15 protein-coding genes and 1 tRNA gene are annotated in these 15470 nt (G+C 64.7%); 8 read left to right on the forward strand and 8 right to left on the reverse strand.

Translation table 11 applies throughout. The features are described from left to right. Positions 1–46 precede the first annotated feature (46 nt). A complete protein-coding gene (locus tag M1E07_RS10725) occupies positions 47–742 on the reverse strand; it encodes a TetR/AcrR family transcriptional regulator (RefSeq protein WP_461190179.1) in 696 nt (231 codons plus the stop codon). A 61-nt stretch (positions 743–803) separates the two neighbouring features. Between M1E07_RS10725 and M1E07_RS10730 the strand changes: the two genes are divergently transcribed. Genes M1E07_RS10730 through M1E07_RS10740 form a run of 3 tightly spaced genes read left to right on the forward strand, consistent with a single transcriptional unit; the run spans position 804 to position 4422 of the window. Further along, positions 804–2168 (forward strand): acetyl-CoA C-acetyltransferase, encoded by a 1365-nt coding sequence (locus M1E07_RS10730; RefSeq protein WP_461190180.1) that lies wholly within the window; start codon positions 804–806, stop codon positions 2166–2168. An 8-nt stretch (positions 2169–2176) separates the two neighbouring features. Then, complete coding sequence (locus M1E07_RS10735) at positions 2177–3514, forward strand: 3-oxoacyl-ACP reductase (RefSeq protein WP_461190181.1); 1338 nt, start codon at positions 2177–2179, stop codon at positions 3512–3514. After that, positions 3511–4422 carry a MaoC family dehydratase gene (locus M1E07_RS10740; RefSeq protein WP_461190182.1) on the forward strand — a complete coding sequence of 304 codons (912 nt, stop codon included), beginning with the start codon at positions 3511–3513 and terminating at the stop codon, positions 4420–4422. The genes M1E07_RS10735 and M1E07_RS10740 overlap by 4 nt, the downstream gene beginning before the upstream one ends. 10 nt (positions 4423–4432) lie before the next feature. On the opposite strand, the gene M1E07_RS10745 is transcribed toward M1E07_RS10740, so the two are convergent. From M1E07_RS10745 to M1E07_RS10760, 4 genes are all read right to left on the reverse strand, one after another. After that, positions 4433–5572 (reverse strand): FUSC family protein, encoded by a 1140-nt coding sequence (locus M1E07_RS10745; protein WP_461190183.1) that lies wholly within the window; start codon positions 5570–5572, stop codon positions 4433–4435. An 81-nt stretch (positions 5573–5653) separates the two neighbouring features. After that, positions 5654–6763, reverse strand: a complete 1110-nt coding sequence (locus M1E07_RS10750) for a serine hydrolase domain-containing protein (RefSeq protein WP_461190184.1) — start codon at positions 6761–6763, stop codon at positions 5654–5656. 30 nt (positions 6764–6793) lie between these two features. Further along, positions 6794–7882 (reverse strand): glutathione S-transferase family protein, encoded by a 1089-nt coding sequence (locus M1E07_RS10755; protein ID WP_461190185.1) that lies wholly within the window; start codon positions 7880–7882, stop codon positions 6794–6796. A gap of 9 nt (positions 7883–7891) precedes the next feature. Beyond that, positions 7892–8632: a M50 family metallopeptidase gene (locus M1E07_RS10760; RefSeq protein ID WP_461190186.1), complete on the reverse strand. Its 741-nt coding sequence runs from the start codon at positions 8630–8632 to the stop codon at positions 7892–7894. A gap of 130 nt (positions 8633–8762) precedes the next feature. On the opposite strand from M1E07_RS10760, the gene M1E07_RS10765 reads away from it, so the two are divergent. Then, positions 8763–9227 (forward strand): GatB/YqeY domain-containing protein, encoded by a 465-nt coding sequence (locus M1E07_RS10765; RefSeq protein WP_461190187.1) that lies wholly within the window; start codon positions 8763–8765, stop codon positions 9225–9227. 88 nt (positions 9228–9315) lie between these two features. Here M1E07_RS10765 and M1E07_RS10770 read toward each other — a convergent pair whose 3' ends face one another. Then, on the reverse strand, positions 9316–9618 hold the full coding sequence (locus tag M1E07_RS10770) for a DUF4193 domain-containing protein (RefSeq protein ID WP_104043953.1): 303 nt from the start codon (positions 9616–9618) through the stop codon (positions 9316–9318). Positions 9619–9828: 210 nt separating this feature from the next. Between M1E07_RS10770 and M1E07_RS10775 the strand changes: the two genes are divergently transcribed. Together M1E07_RS10775 and M1E07_RS10780 are read left to right on the forward strand one after the other, a co-directional pair. Next, positions 9829–10971: a glycosyltransferase family 9 protein gene (locus tag M1E07_RS10775; RefSeq protein WP_461190188.1), complete on the forward strand. Its 1143-nt coding sequence runs from the start codon at positions 9829–9831 to the stop codon at positions 10969–10971. After that, positions 10968–11939, forward strand: a complete 972-nt coding sequence (locus M1E07_RS10780; protein WP_461190189.1) for a glycosyltransferase family 9 protein — start codon at positions 10968–10970, stop codon at positions 11937–11939. Before M1E07_RS10775 ends, M1E07_RS10780 begins: the two co-directional genes overlap by 4 nt. Positions 11940–12292: 353 nt before the next feature. On the opposite strand, the gene M1E07_RS10785 is transcribed toward M1E07_RS10780, so the two are convergent. Next, positions 12293–12943, reverse strand: coding sequence for an SGNH/GDSL hydrolase family protein (locus M1E07_RS10785; protein ID WP_461190190.1), 651 nt, complete (start codon positions 12941–12943; stop codon positions 12293–12295). A 217-nt stretch (positions 12944–13160) separates the two neighbouring features. Here M1E07_RS10785 and M1E07_RS10790 point away from each other — a divergent pair, with 217 nt between their 5' ends. Then, positions 13161–14501 (forward strand): glutamyl-tRNA reductase, encoded by a 1341-nt coding sequence (locus tag M1E07_RS10790; protein WP_461190191.1) that lies wholly within the window; start codon positions 13161–13163, stop codon positions 14499–14501. A gap of 335 nt (positions 14502–14836) precedes the next feature. Continuing rightward, entirely contained in the window at positions 14837–15202 is a 366-nt protein-coding gene (locus M1E07_RS10795) for a hypothetical protein (RefSeq protein ID WP_461190192.1), read from the forward strand. Positions 15203–15276: 74 nt separating this feature from the next. On the opposite strand, the gene M1E07_RS10800 is transcribed toward M1E07_RS10795, so the two are convergent. Further along, positions 15277–15359, reverse strand: a tRNA-Leu gene (locus tag M1E07_RS10800). Positions 15360–15470 lie beyond the last annotated feature (111 nt).

Consider the following 15470-nt stretch of genomic DNA (forward strand, 5'->3'; position numbering starts at 1 on the left):
TTGGTGCTGACAGGTCGGTTGGGGGTGCTGGGGCTAAGAAAGGGGATCAGGCGTCGGCGGCTGAGAGCCTGGGCAATTCGGGCGCGATCCCGACGCACAGCCACGCCGTGATCTGCCGTGCCATCGCCTCCTGCCCGGGTTTCGCTGCGGAGTCCGGTGTACTGAGCCACTGTTCACCCGCATTCCGCACCAGTCCGATTGCCGCCTTGGGCCAGTAGCCGATGACGGCCTCCTTGCCATCGCCCAGGTGGGAACGCATAGGAATGGCAATCATGTCGGCGATGGCCTCAAAGAAGTGTCCCAGGGCAGCGGATCCGGCGGCCGCATCCTGGGTGTCCGGCTCAGCGGCGGCATGCCGTGTCACAAAGGTGTAGACGTTGGGGCTCGTACTGGCCATTTGCAGGTAGGCGGTAACCATGGCCAGCAAGCCTTCGCGCGGGGTGACGGCGCTCTGCGCGGCCTCCTGGATCCGCCGCTGCATTTGACTGAGGACAACTTCGCCCACCGCCTGCTGGAGCCCGGCCTTGTCCCCGAAGTAGCGGTAGAAAACAGACTTGGATGTTCCTGCTGCGGCAGCAATGTCCTCCATGGAGGCGTCGCTTCCCAGGGTGTGTACCGCCCGGCGCGCTGACTTGATCAGCTCCCTGCGCCGTTCCTCCCGGTGGCTCTGCCAGCGTGACGAGCGCCCGTCTCCGGGCGCAGCAGCAGCGACGGGGACAGAACGCGGTTGCTGGATGTTCACGATACCCAGCGTATCAGGTACGCTGGGTATCGGTAACCGAACGTGACCCGAGGAGATACCCATGTCCATTGACGGACAGCCAACCACCGGACCTGACGCAGCCGGAATCCGCGCCGCAGCCTCCGCCTCCGTGCACCGCAGGGCAGTTGTTGTCGGAGGCAACCGAATCCCGTTTGCGCGATCGGGCGGGGCCTATGCCAAGTCGTCGAACCAGGACATGCTGACAGCTGCCCTGGACGGGTTGATCGCGCGTTTTGGCCTGCAGGACGAACGCATCGGGGAAGTGGCGGCCGGCGCGGTGCTTAAGCACTCACGGGATTTCAACCTCACCCGTGAGGCCGTCCTCGGTTCTGCCCTCTCCCCGGAGACCCCCGCCTACGATCTTCAGCAGGCGTGCGCCACAGGACTGGAAACTGTGGTGGGACTGACCAACAAGATCAAGCTGGGCCAGATCGAATCGGCTATCGCCGGCGGAGTGGATTCTGCCTCGGACGCACCCGTGGTGGTCAGCGAGGGCCTCCGCGAGGTAATCCTCGACCTCAACCGGGCAAAGAGCCTTCCACAGCGGCTCCAGATCCTCAGCCGTCTGCGGCCCAAGGACCTGGCACCGTTGGCGCCCGGAACGTCCGAACCCCGGACGGGACTTTCCATGGGGGAGCACCAGGCGCTGACCACAGCACAATGGAAGATCTCGCGCGAGGCGCAGGATGACGTCGCCCTGAGCAGCCACCGGAACCTCGCCGCCGCCTACGACTCCGGATTCTTTGACGACCTGCTCACCCCTTACCGCGGACTGACGCGGGACGGCAACCTGCGGCCGGATACCTCCCTGGACAAGCTGGCCACCCTGAAACCCGTCTTCGGGAAGAACCTGGGTGCCGATGCCACCATGACTGCCGGGAACTCGACGCCGCTGACCGACGGCGCCTCCACAGTCCTGCTCTCCTCTGAAGAGTGGGCCGATGCCCGCGACCTGCCCAAGCTCGCCGCCGTAGTGGACGCCGAAGCAGCAGCGGTGGATTTTGTACACGGCAAGGACGGCCTGCTGATGGCGCCGGTGTTCGCCGTGCCCAGGCTGCTCTCCCGTCACGGGCTCACCCTGGACGACTTTGATTATTTCGAGATCCACGAAGCCTTCGCGGCCACTGTCCTCAGCATGCTGGCCGCCTGGGAGGACGAGGAATTCGGGCGGACGCGGCTCGGTTTGCAGGGTGCCCTTGGCAAAGTCGACCGGTCAAAGCTGAACGTCAACGGGTCCTCGCTTGCCGCCGGCCATCCGTTCGCCGCCACCGGCGGCCGCATTGTTGCTTCACTCGCCAAGATGCTGCATGAAAAGGCCGCCGCCGAGGGACGTCCCGCCCGGGGCCTCGTCTCGGTATGCGCAGCCGGCGGCCTGGGCGTCGTCGCAATTCTCGAATCGCTGTAGGGGTACGGATGACAGACAAATACGCACAACTGGTAAACCAGGGCCTGGGCAGGAACGTGGCCAGGAAGCTCGGCCTGCCCCAGCCCGCAGTCCTGCGCCGGTACGAGCCCGGCACCCCGTTGATCAACGGACCCGTCTTGGTCCAGGGCGGCACCGCCGGTGCCGACAGCCTGGCTGCCGAACTGTTGTCCTGGGATCTTGACGTCCGGCGGCACGCCGTTCCGCGGGAGAAGCTCGGCGCCATCATCCTGGTGCTGGACGAAGTGGCACAGCCTGAAGACCTGGGGAAGCCGATCCTCTCCGCGGCAGCCTCCCTCCGGGACCTGGCTCCGGGCGGCCGCATCATTACTGTGTCCCGGCCGGCCTCGGACGCAACCGCCCCGGCGGCAGCTGCCGCACGCCAGGGGGTGGACGGGTTCCTGCGTTCCCTGGCCAAGGAACTGCGGGCAGGTGCCACCGGAAACGGCATTCTCCTGGCACCGAACGTGCAGACGACGAGTCCGGGCACAATGGCGGCAGTCCGGTTCCTTCTTTCCGGCCGCTCGGCTTTTGTAGATGGCCAGTTCCTCACGGTCTCCACGGCGGGCGAAAGTGCCCAGGACCTGGAGAAGCCCTTGAAGGGGAGGATCGCCGTCGTCACCGGAGCGGCCCGCGGTATCGGTGCGGCAATTGCCAGGACGCTGCACCGGGACGGCGCCACCCTGGTACTGGTGGACATCCCGGCATCAGGCGAGCAATTGGCAGCGGTGGCCAATGAGGTGCGGGGGACGGCGCTGCAGCTGGATATCAGCAGGAGCGACGCCGGGCAACGGATCCTTGAGCACGCGGTCCAGCGGCACGGGCGGCTGGACATCATGGTCCACAACGCCGGTATCACCAGGGACAAGCTCTTGGCCAACATGGACGAAGCCCGCTGGAATTCGGTGATCAACATCAACATCGCAGCCCAGCTCCGGATCAACGAGGCACTCCTGGCTTCCGAACACTTCCGCACTTCTCCACGGATCATCTCCGTTGCCTCCACCAGCGGCATCGCAGGAAACCGGGGGCAGACAAACTACGCAGCCTCGAAGGGGGGAGTGATGGGCATGGTCCGTGCCACCGCCCCGCTGCTCGCTGCCCACGGGGGAAGCATTAACGCAGTGGCGCCGGGCTTCATCGAAACCGAGATGACCGCGCGGGTGCCCTTGGTCCTGCGGGAGATGGGCCGCCGCCTGAACTCGCTGCAGCAGGGCGGGCAGCCAACCGACGTTGCCGAAACCATCGCCTTCCTCGCCAGCGACGCCGCCGGCGGTATCAACGGTGAAGTGCTGCGGGTCTGCGGACAGTATGTGATGGGGGCATGATGCCCACACAACCGGTGATCCTTGGGGAAATGCCCTCGCTGTCGAAGCTGTACGTGAATGCGGCAGCCCAGGCGGCCCGGCGGCGGTTGCTTGGAACCCATGACGGCTCCGTTCTTCCAGTCGAGAGCCACGAGGTCCGCGGGGTAGCGGTGGACGTTGGGAACCTCACTGCGTACCAACACCTCATCGGCGAAACTGCCAGCGATGTCCTGCCCGCCGGCTTCATTCATGCCTTGGCGTTCCCCCTCGCCATGAGCGTCATGAACCGGGACGACTTTCCGCTCCCGCTGCTGGGCATGATCCACCTGCAGAACAGGGTGGAACAAAGGTCGCCGGTGCTTTTCACTGACGCCCTCGACATCACGGCGCACGTCGAGAACCTGCGCGGCCACCGCGCAGGGACCCAAGTGGACCTTGTGACCGAGGTGCGCCTGGCAGGGACGGCAAACATTTCCTGGCTTGGGACATCAACCTACCTTGCCAAGGGTGTGTTCCTGCCCGGCATCGATAAACCCTCAACCGCATCGGCGCGGACCGGCTTCGCGGCCCCTGACCCCACCGGGCTCTGGCAGTTGGGCGTCGATACAGGCAGGGCCTACGCGGCCGTGTCGGGTGACTTCAACCCCATCCACCTCAGTGTGCTGTCAGCCAAAGCGCTCGGGATGAGACGCTCGATCGCCCACGGCATGTACCTTGCCGCCAGGGCGCTCGCCGACGTCGGTGCTGTCCGCGGTGATTCCTTCTCATGGGACGTGGACTTCGAGGCGCCGGTCTTCCTTCCCTGCCGGGTTGCGCTGGATATCAGTACCGTTCAGGGCGCGGCCGGGACCTGGGAACGTTCCGCCTTCGCCGCATGGAATCCACGCTCCGGCCGCCGGCATTTCAGCGGCTCAGTCAGCGCCCTCTAGGCCCTCGTACTTACGACGGCGGTCCCTCGGCACCTGGGCGGACAGCACGGAGGATCCGGTGAAGGCTGAGGAGGATGGATTCGGACGCCGGGACAGCTCCCTCTTCCGGCTCCCGGGCGGCGGTGGCCGCCATTGCGGCTTCCACCGCCGCTGCAGCGGCCGCCAAAAGTTTGTCTTGCTCCTGCGTGCGTGTGCCGGCGTCGCCGACTGAACAGAGCATTCTTCCGGTTGCGGTGATGGCATCGGCAAGCGGTTCATTGTCCTGCAGCGGAACGGTGTACGGCGCATCGCTTTCCCAAATAACGTCGGAGAGCACGTCCGTCATGTCCTGGATGTGGAATGTCACGCGCTCGAGCTGACGAAGGTTGCGATAGTCGAGGTCCATGTCCCGTGGGTGGAACCTGCGCCGGGGATTGGCGCGCCGGCTGGCGTCCGCTTCCTTCACGAGGTGCCGGACTGAGCGCGCGGCTGATGCCAGCTCCTCAGAGCGGCGCGACCAATCCTCATGCTCGGGCGGCCACTCTTCCTTCAATGCTGCGCCCATGTCCGTCAGTTGCCCGCCGAGGGCAAGACGGAGGTCGCCAAGGCTGGCCGCCGCCGCCTTCAGGTGCAGCGGGGGAAAGACCAGGAAGTTTACCGCGATGCCAACACCAACGCCGAAGCCCATCTGCACCAGGTAGCCATAGGAAAAGTCGTCGGCGTTGTTGCCTCCCACCAGGAGGACCAGCAGGGCCGCCGTTGGAATCCAATCACTGCCGGAGCCGAAGCCGGGCAACCCGCCCAGCAGCACGCCTATGCCCATGAACAACGCCACCGTCAGGGGCGAGGGATCCGCAATGTTCACCAGGATGACGGCGAGGCTTATTCCCACGGTGAGCCCGGCCAGTGCCTGGAGGCCTTGCCGCACCGAGCCGGCCACATTGTGGTACATCGCCACCAGCGCTCCCAGCGGAGCGTAGTAGGGGTAGTTGGCTGCCGCCCCCGGCATCAGCGGAGCGATGAGGAAGGCCAGACCCGCGGCCAGGGCGGCCTTGGCCGCCAGCTGCAGGCGCTGTGCAGCAAACGCCGCAGACAGTCCTTCCACTGCCTGCTTCAGATAACGGGTCCCCCTGGCCCACCTGACTGCCGGACGTGCTTGAGAATTGCCCATCCGATCCACCCTAGGGCGCCTGTGCCGCAGGGGACAAAGCCGCTGGTCAGGAGGGTAGGCACGGCGCCCGGCCAGGACGTTTCAGGACAGAGCTGCGGCTGAACGGCGCACTGCCGAGGCCAGTTGGTGGGCTTTCCCCGGCGTTCGTCCTTCCTCAGCCCGCCGGGGAATGTAACCAAACCCCAAACCGTAGGCAGGGTCCGCGAACCCGAGGGCGGCATTAGCGCCTTCGTGGCCGAAAGCACGGTGGCTGCCGAAGTTCCGGGAGGGATGCGGCTTCATGAACACCACGGCAAAAGCGTTGTCCAGACCCGAGGACCGGTCCAGGCCCCACACCTGTTCCTGGGACATCAGCTCCACGGTTGCAGGACTCAGAAAAGCTTTTGCGCCGTCGACTCCGGTGGTGGCCGCTGCGTAAAGCCGTGCCAGGCCCTCGGCGGATCCCACCCCGCCTGCCGCCGACATGCCGGCCCCCCGCACCGCGCGGATGTTAGGGAGCTCCATGATGGTGCTGACCGCCGCGTTGCTGTTCAGGCCGTCCAGGCTGAGCGGATCGAGCCAGGGCTGTTGCGGATCCCTGGTGTACAGGACATTCCTGTAGCGGGACTCCAACCCCTCTGGCAGGCCCAGGAAAAAGTCGATGTCCTGTGCAGCCCGGATCCGCCGGTCGTAGATACCCTGAAGTGATTCTCCTGCCGTACGGCGGCACAGCTCCTCCATGAGGATCCCGATGGTCAGGGCGTGGTAGCCAAACTGCCGTCCGGGATGCCAGGCCGGCCGTGCCGCGGCGAGGCGGGCGGCAGCACCCGGAGTGGTGAACTCGTCCAGGGCGAAACCGCCCTCCACTCCGGGAAGCCCGGCCTGATGGGATAAAGCCTCCCGCACCAGCAGCCGGTCCTTGCCATGAACGGCGAACTCCGGCCAGTAGTGGGCAACAGTGGCGTCGAGGTCAAGCAGTCCGTCCTGGACCAGGAGCGCCACCACCATGGCGGCCACACCCTTGGAGCAGGAGTAGGCGCCGGTGATTGTCTCCGCGTCCATATCCGGTCCACCGGTGAGTCCCACCACCTGCTTCCCGTGCTGGTACGCGGCGAGCCGCACACTGTAGGCAGGGTCCGCAACCAGGAACGATTCGAAGAGCTCCAGTACGTTTTCGTAGCCGGGTGCTATGTGGCATTGAGATATCTGCATCCGGCCAGTTTAGTCAGAAAGCGCTTTCCTTCACTGCGCTCCGTGTCCGGGGGCAACTTCTTCCCCTGGCTTTACCGGCTCCGGCGGTGTCCCGTCACCAAAGGGCCGGCCGCCGAGGGACTCACGCCCGTGGGCCTCCAGCCAGCCGCCCAGCGCAGGGCCGGCCGGGACGATGCCGGTGGGGTTGATATCCTCGTGCACGATGTAATAGTGCTGCTTGATCTGCACAAAGTCGATGGTGTCGCCGAACCCGGGGGTCTGGAACAGGTCGCGTGCATAGCCCCAGAGCGCAGGCATCTCGCTTAGTTTCTGTCGGTTGCATTTGAAGTGGCCGTGGTAGACGGCATCGAACCGTGCCAGCGTGGTGAACAGACGCACGTCGGCCTCCGTGATGGTGTCGCCCACCAGGTACCGCTGCCCGGAGAGCCGCTCTTCCAGCCAGTCCATCGCGGACCAGAGCCGGGCGTAGGCGGTGTCGTAGGCTCCCTGCGAGCCAGCGAAGCCGCAGCGGTACACCCCGTTGTTGACTTCAGTAAAAACCCGCTTGTTGACCTCGTCGATCTCCTCCCGAAGGTGCTCGGGGTATAGCCGGGGCGCGCCGGGGCGGTGGAACTTTGTCCACTCCGTTGAGAAGTCAAGCGTGATCTGTGGAAAGTTGTTGGTGACAACGGCACCGGTGGCGGCCTCCACAATCGCGGGTACGGTGATGCCCCGCGGATAGCCGGGGAAGCGCTTGAAGTAGGCGTCCTGAAGGCGCTCGATCCGCAGGACCGGATCAACGCCGTCGGGGTCCAAATCAAAAGTCCAGGACCGCGCGTCATGCGTGGGGCCGGGCTGCCCCAGGGAAATGGCGTCCTCGAGTCCCAGGAGGCGGCGGACGATAACCGTCCGGTTGGCCCAGGGGCATGCCCGGGCAGCGATAAGGCGGTAGCGTCCCGGGTCCGCGGGCCATCCTGGCTCCCCGTTGAGGCCCGGCCTGCCGTCAGAGGTAATCCGGTCCTCAATGTAGTTGGTGTCGCGGTTGAACTCCGCTCCGCCCGTTACATACGCGCCGCGGGTGCTGTGTTCGGACGTACTGCCGCTTGCTGCCTGCTGGGTGCTTTCCGTGTCCTGGCTCATGGCTCCACCCTATGCGCCCGGCGGCAGGATCGCTGAGATAGGTTGCCACGCGACCAGCCAGGACCCCGCAACAAGGACCGTGAACAGGACAATCCAGACCCCGGATGGAATGGACGTCGCACGGTACAGCAGGTAGGCGTCCGAGCTCGCAAGCCGGTCCCTCCGCCGCAGGTGCACGTGAGTGAGCTTGATGAGGTCCCGGACAGCGCCCACCAGCAGTACCAGGCCCAGGATGACGGACACGTGGCCCACGAACCCGTCCGGCACCAGGAAGATGAGGGCTATGTTGCCGCCGATCGCGGCGGTGGTGATGAGGAAACCCGCAGGGTTGCGGAGGAACAGCATCGTGGCGGCCAGGGCGACGGTGCTGACCGCAAGGGCTGCCGGCCCCCACCCGTTGAAGCCACACCACACAAACGCGGCGCCGACGACGGCAGGCACGGGATAGCCCCAAAAGCAGGACCACACTGTGGCAAGTTTGCTCCGGCTGTACGTGGTGGTGGTGCCTGAGTGGTCGAGACGTAGCCGTATGCCGGAGAGCCGTTGGCCGCTCGTGACGGCCGCGAAGGCATGTCCCAGTTCGTGTGTGGCAGTGGCAATTAGGCCAACGTATCTCCAGGACCGGCGGGGGATCGACAAAGCAGTCACTATGCAGACCGCCAGCACCAGCTCAGTGAACGTAACGACGGGAACATGCGTGCGGCTGAAGGCACTGAGGAACGTGTTCCAGGGGTTGTCGGGGAAGTTCATTTGGTGGTGTCCGGAAGTGAGTGGTCATTTTCAGCCATAAGCCCCTACGGTACTAGGGATGGGTGGACGCTGCCCGGCGCCTTGTGCCGTCCCATCCAAATGCAACAGGAAACACAGGAACAGAGGAAACGTGTCATCTTTGAAGGAACGGCTGCACGCCGACGTCGTCATCCATATGAAGGACCGCAACAAGACTGCGCTGACCACCGTCCGGAACGTCCTGGGCGAGATTGAGACCCGCGAGAAATCGGGTAAGACGCCCGTGCAGCTCGATGACGCGCAGGTGACATCACTACTTCAGAAGGAAGCCGCGAAGCGCCGGGAAACGGCCGGTATCTACGCAGAAGCGGGACAGCCGGACCGTGCGGCGGCGGAAATTGCCGAGGCGAAAGTGATTGAGTCTTACCTGCCAAAGCCCCTGACCCTGGCGGAGGTGGAGGCAATTGTCCAGGACGTCATCGACGGGCTCCGGGCCGAGGGCCGCGAGCTGACGGCAAGGCAGATGGGCGAAGTGATGAAGCCGGTGACGGCCAAGGTTGCAGGGCGCTTCGACGGCAAGGAAGTCAGCCAGCTGGTGCGGCAGAAGCTTACTTAAAGCGGAAAGGCACGTCCACCAAATGGCGGGCGTGCCTTTTGCTCAGTTGAGGGAGCGGCTGCATGCGCCGTCCCGCCTGACCGCCTGATTAGCCTTCGCACTCTGTGCAGTAGGTGTGGCCGTCTTTCTGGCGCGCAATCTGCGAGCGGTGGCGGACCAGGAAGCAGGAGTAGCAGGTGAATTCGTCCTCTGCCTGCGGGATGACCTGCACCACGAGCTCCTCAGCGACAAACTCGCCGCCGGGTACGCCCGCGCCGTCGAGGCCGTCAGCTTCGTCCAACTCCAGGACAACACTGCGTGCGTCGGGAGCGTTAGCTGACTGGAGCTGCTCGAGAGAGTTGTCCTGCGATTCCTTGACGTCGGAACGCAGTTCATCGTAATCGGTTGCCAATTTAGGTGCTTCTCTTTTCTTTGATTCGTCTGTCGCGTATGAAACGTACAGCATCATCCGGGTATTCCCCAATAGCAGGATTATATTGACTGCCGGTTGGGTAGAGGTTTAAAGGAAGCGGCCTCAAGGTTCATCACCCGATTGTGGCTGCACGGGCAGGGGAGGTCGCGGCGAACGCTGCGGTCTTTCGCACTATTCGAAGGGGTACATGTGGAGCAGCTCACTGCAGAGTTCGGGGGCGCCGGCCGTACCGGCACGGGCGTTGGACCGGTTCTGGAGAAGTTTGACTCAGTATCAAGGATAGCCGTCCTGCGCGGCGGAGGCCTCGGCGACCTGATTTTCGCCATTCCCGCCATTGCCGCCCTGAAGGCGGCATACCCGGAGGCTTCCATCACACTGCTTGGCACACCGGCACACAAGGCGTTGATCGCGGCTACGAAGAGCCCCGTGGACGAGGTACAGGTCCTGCCTTTTGCGGAAGGTGTCCGGCCCGGAGCCGAGAACGAGGATGAGCTGGACCGGTTTTTCGCGGAAATGCGCGCCCGCCGCTTTGACCTGGCGGTCCAGGTTCACGGCGGCGGGCGGTATTCCAATCCCTTCCTGCTCCGGCTGGGAGCCCGGCATACGGTGGGGACGCGTACGCCCGACGCAGCGAGCCTGGAACGGACGGTGCCTTACCTCTATTACCAGCACGAACCCCTGCGGGCGCTCGAGGTGGCGGGGTTCGCCGGTGCCTTCCCTGTCGATCTCGAGGCGCGCCTGGCGCCGGCAGAGGAACTGCCCGCCAGTGCCCAAACGGCCGACGACGACGGCCAGCCGTTGGTGGTGATGCATCCCGGCGCTACCGATCCGCGGCGCCGTTGGCCGGCTGAGCGGTTCGCTGAGCTTGCCGTGGCATGCGCCGGGGACGGTTTTCAGGTGGTGATAGTGGGCGACGGGAGCGAGAAGCAAATTGCTGAACGGATCGTTGAACTGGCCGCCTTGGGCCGGGTCCGTTCCGTGGCTGGCGAACTGGACATGGCCGGTTTGGTGGCGTTGCTGGCCAGTGCGGCGGTGGTAGTCGGAAATGACAGCGGCCCGCGGCATCTCGCCCAGGCGCTGGGGGTACCCACCGTGGGAATCTTTTGGGCCGGCAACGTTATCAACGCCGGCGCCCTTGGCCGGAGCCTTCACCGGATCCGCGCTTCCTGGGTGACCGCCTGTCCGAGCTGTGGCATAGACGTCACCCAGGTGGGCTGGACGGCCCCCCGCTGCCCCCACGACGACTCAGTGGTGGCCGGCATCGAAGCGCGGGACGTGCACGAGGACGTCCGCAGCCTGGCGGCCACCGAGCTGACCAGGCAGCGCGCATGAGCGCTCCGGGCAGCGCGGCAGTACGGGAAGCCACAGAGCCGCACGACGGAAAACCTGAGCTTCTGGTACTTCGGGCATTGAAGCTGGGGGACCTGCTGGTCGCAGTGCCGGCCCTGAAGGCGCTCCGACGCACATTCCCGGAACACAGGCTGCGGTACGCCGCGCAGGGCTGGCTTTCGGAGGCACTGGGGCTCGTGGGCGGTTATGAACTTCTACCCACGCACGGTTTGGACGAGCCCCTGGCCCTGGATCCCGGCGTCGTGGATGTGGCAGTAAACCTTCACGGCAGCGGACCGGAAAGCCAGGGCCGGATCGAGGCGTTGCAGGCCCGGCAGACCATAGGCCACCGGAGCGAGTACCGGGACGGGCCGCCGTGGCGTGGTGAACTGCACGAGAGGGAACGCTGGGCAAAGCTCTTGGAATGGCACGGCATCGAAGCTGACCCTTTGGACATCCAGCTGAACACTCCGCACATGCCCAGCCCCGTTCCTGGTGCAACCGTTTTGCATGTGGGTGCCGCTTACGGCAGCCGCCTTTGGCCTGCCGAACGGTTTGCAGCAGTTGCCTCTGCCCTCGACCAGGCCGGGCACAACGTCATTTTCACCGGCGGAAGCGGCGAAAGGGGCCGCGCCCTGGATGTGTGCCGCCGATCGGGGCTTGCAGAGGAAGCAGTTCTGGCGGGACGGCTCGGTCTGGGGGAGTTTGCTGCGACCATTGCGGCGGCCCGCCTGGTGATCTCCGCGGACACCGGAGCTGCGCATCTGGCCTCCGCGTACGGCGCGCCGTCGGTGGTGTTGTTCGGGCCGGCTCCGCCGGAGATCTGGGGTCCGCCCCCGGGTCCGCACGTTGTCCTGACCCGCGCTGAGCTGCGGCGGGGGGACACTTTTGCGGCGCAGCCGGACCCGGCGCTGCTGGCAGTCACGGTGCAGGATGTCCTTGCTGCAGTGCGGGGGCTGGGCGTGTTCTAGGGCAGGGTTCAAGGAGGGCGCCGCCGGCGTAATTGGGGGCTCTTCCCGGGGCCGTGAAGTCCTAAGATAAGTCATGGGCGCTGAGATGGAAATTACCTTGGTGTTGACGATGGCGTTCCTCTGGATCGCCGGCTCCCTTGCTGTCTTGTCAGGCATTGACCGGCCGGAGAGAAAGGCCCGGCGTCAGGAGCGAAGGGCTACCCGCGGCGGTAGTCGCCGGGTCCAATACCGGCCGGCCACTGCGGACCCCCGCCTTGCAAGGCGAAACAAGCATCCCCGGATCCGGAGCCTGCGCCCGCACTGACGCGGGCGCAGGACCACCTAAGTAGCTTGTTCCGGCGGGCAGCGGAATCCTACGGGGCAGCCCCGCCAACAACAACCGAGTGCGGGCAGGGCCGCCCGCCCCGGACGAGGGTAGCAATAGCCTGCGCTATTTTCCGTCCGCCCTGGGTTGAGGGCTCGATCGGGTTCGCGTAGTCCCCGTCTTCACTGCAGATGAGCCGCAGGTCGATCAGCGCCGTGCCGTTGGCAAAGGCTGCCCGTGTGATGGAATCGTTAAAGAGGCTCAATGCCGCCTTGACGACCTTTTGGCTCGGCTCTGATGGGGGAGTGTCGTAGATGGTGCAGACCGCCGTCGGCAGTCCGTGTGCCAGGACTGCCTGAAGCATGGTCCGGTAGTCGGCGTCGAAGCTGTCCCTTCCGGCGTCAAGCAAAAGCAGGGCTTCGGCAACTGAGCCCGGACGCTCCTGCAGCAACGGCGCATAGGCCAGGGCGTCATTTCCGCCAACGCTCACCACCAGATGGGTGGCATCTGCAGGCAGGCCGCGGAGCTGGCGGGCTACGCCGGCGATCACGTCCCCGTCGATGGCCAGGAGTGAGCTTGTCCAGCCCCGGAGCTCCTGCCGCAGTTGGCTGATGACGTCGGGGCCGCCGTCCACGTAGGCGGCATTGTCGAAGATGGAATCGCCCAGCAGGACCACGTGGCCCGGGCTTTGAGGGCTCACTCTGAAAAATGCCTCCATGAGGACATACTGCCCCCTGGCGCCGAATCCTGCGAGATGCGGAAGTCGCCCGGCAAGCTAACCGGCATGTGTGGCGCCGGAAACGCGCGCTCCTGGTGCCAGATCAAGAATTTCCAAAGGTCTCTGTATGAGGCTGGTGCATCAGCAGATGTTGAGGTCCGCAACAGGGCAGTTGCATGTCATGGGGGAGGAAACGGCAGTGGCAGAAACTTTTCCGCCAGCGGATCCAGGAATTGAAGTCGATGCGGCGCGTTCGGTCATGGTGGTGTTCACCGCGAGATACAGGTACCTCCATGCCGATTTCACCGCCCGGCTGCAATCCGTATCCTCGCACCTTGCCCGGGAGGTGCTTGACTTCAATCCGGACGTGTCAGGTTGTGTAGTTCTGTCTACCTGTAACCGGTTCGAAATTTACTGCGAGATTCCGGCCGCCACTGACATGCCGACGGCATGCTCGGAAGTACTGCGTACCGTGAGCCACTGCTCCGGCCTTCCACTGACAGACCTGCAGGCACTGTTCGAATACCACTACGGTCCCGCAGTGGCGGAGCATCTCTTTGCTGTCGGATGCGGTCTTGCTTCCCTCGTTGTGGGCGAACGCCACATCTCTGGCCAGGTTCGTCGTGCCCTGGCCGAAGCGCAGGCTGCAGGCACGGCAACGGGACGGCTCAGCCGGCTATTTCAAAGAGCTTCCCGCACTGCAAAGGAGGTGGGAGCTCAGACACGACTCAGCACCGCCGGTAGATCAGTAGCTTCAGTGGCCTTGGAACTGGCCGTCTCCCGGTTGACGCCGGCGAAGCTCTCAGACCTGTCTGTGGTTCTTATCGGCAGCGGGTCCTACGCCGCGTGCGTCATGGAGCTGCTGGGCAGGGGACAGGGACCTGCCGTTGCGGTTTACTCTCCCTCTGGCAGGGCGGAGGCATTCGCAGCCGCCCGCGCGGCAACGGCCCTCACTCCCGAAGAGCTGCCGGGAGCCGTTAGCGCGGCTGATATTGTTATCGGCTGCAGCGGCACTGGAACGCGCATTGGCACATCGGTTATGGGATTGAGGCAGAACGCATCCGGCCGGCTTGTGGCCTTGGATCTTGCTCCCAATCGCGACTTCGACCCTGACGTTGCTGACCTGCGGGGCGTTGAGTTGATAACCCTGGAAACCGTGCGCCAAGCGGCTCCCCCAGCGGACGCAGAGGAACTGCAGCTCGCTTGGGCTCTGGTTCGGCAGGCAGCACGCCGCTTTGAGGAACAGGAGTCTGTCCGCGCGGTTGACACTGCCATCGTCGCCCTGCGCAACCACCTCAATGACGTCCTGGACCGGGAGATGGAACGGGTAAGACGACAGAACGGGGACGGCCCCCGAACGGAGGAAACGGCCTCGGCCCTGCGGAGGGTTGTGCGCAAGCTGCTCCACGGGCCCACGATCCGGGCCAGGGAACTCGCTGCGGCGGGTCGTCAGGACGAGTACACGGCAGCCCTGGGAGCCCTGTTCGGCATCAGCGTGGAGGTTCCCGGCAGGGCCGAACTTCTCCGTGAATACGTCTGAAACGGCTGCGCATACCCGAAAGATGACTCCCAACTGAAAGACACGGGACGAAGATCCGTGCCGCGGGGCACCGGCCGCCCTGTTCCCCTCCACCGACCGGCACATCCATCCGCCGCAAACCAAGCAAGGGTTCGGCTGACTCGCTCGGTAACACCGAATATCACCATCCTCATGCTGTCTCGTTGCACCTAGTCGTGGTGCCCACATATGCGTAAGATCCACACTGTCCCTACCCGGATAAACCGCGCTGTGGCATTGCTGGGGTGCAATGGCCAGGAATGACAAGCGGTCAGCGAGAGCAACGATGCGCCTGATCGCAGAATCAGGAGCGTGTGATGAAAACTGTTCGAAATCTCGCAGTCGGAGCTGCTGTGGCCGCCGCCTTGGCAGGCGGCGGCATGTATCTCGCCATGGCCGTTCCGGACGGCGCATCGACCTCTACGGCGTTGTCTTCCTCCGATCGCAAAGGGGCTCACCAGGCCAACGGCATCACCGAGGAGCTTTTGACAGGTGAGACTGCCGCCCGTGTCGAAGCGGCAGCGAAGGCCGCGAATCCGGGAGCGACGGTGATGCGCGTCGAAACTGACGCTGACGGTGCTGCCTACGAGGCACATATCAGGAAAGCCGACGGAACCCCTGTGACGGTGAAGTTTGACGCCTCGTTCAACATCACAGGCACTGAAGCAGGCAAGAGACGCTAAGAACCGGCTGTGTCCTGCAGGTACAGACACAAAAAAGCCCCGGAAAATCAATGATTTTCCGGGGCTTCCGTTTGTGCGCGGAGGGGGACTTGAACCCCCACCCCCTTTCGAGGACTAGCACCTCAAGCTAGCGCGTCTGCCATTCCGCCACCCGCGCAGGTGGTATTTCGGGAACCGTTTCCGCCTTTCAGCGTTTCGCGTTTCTCCGAAGCAGCGAGAAAAACTCTAACACGAACTTTCCCGAAACATGGAATCGGGCCAAGTGGGT

The organism is Arthrobacter sp. Z4-13, from assembly GCF_054792705.1.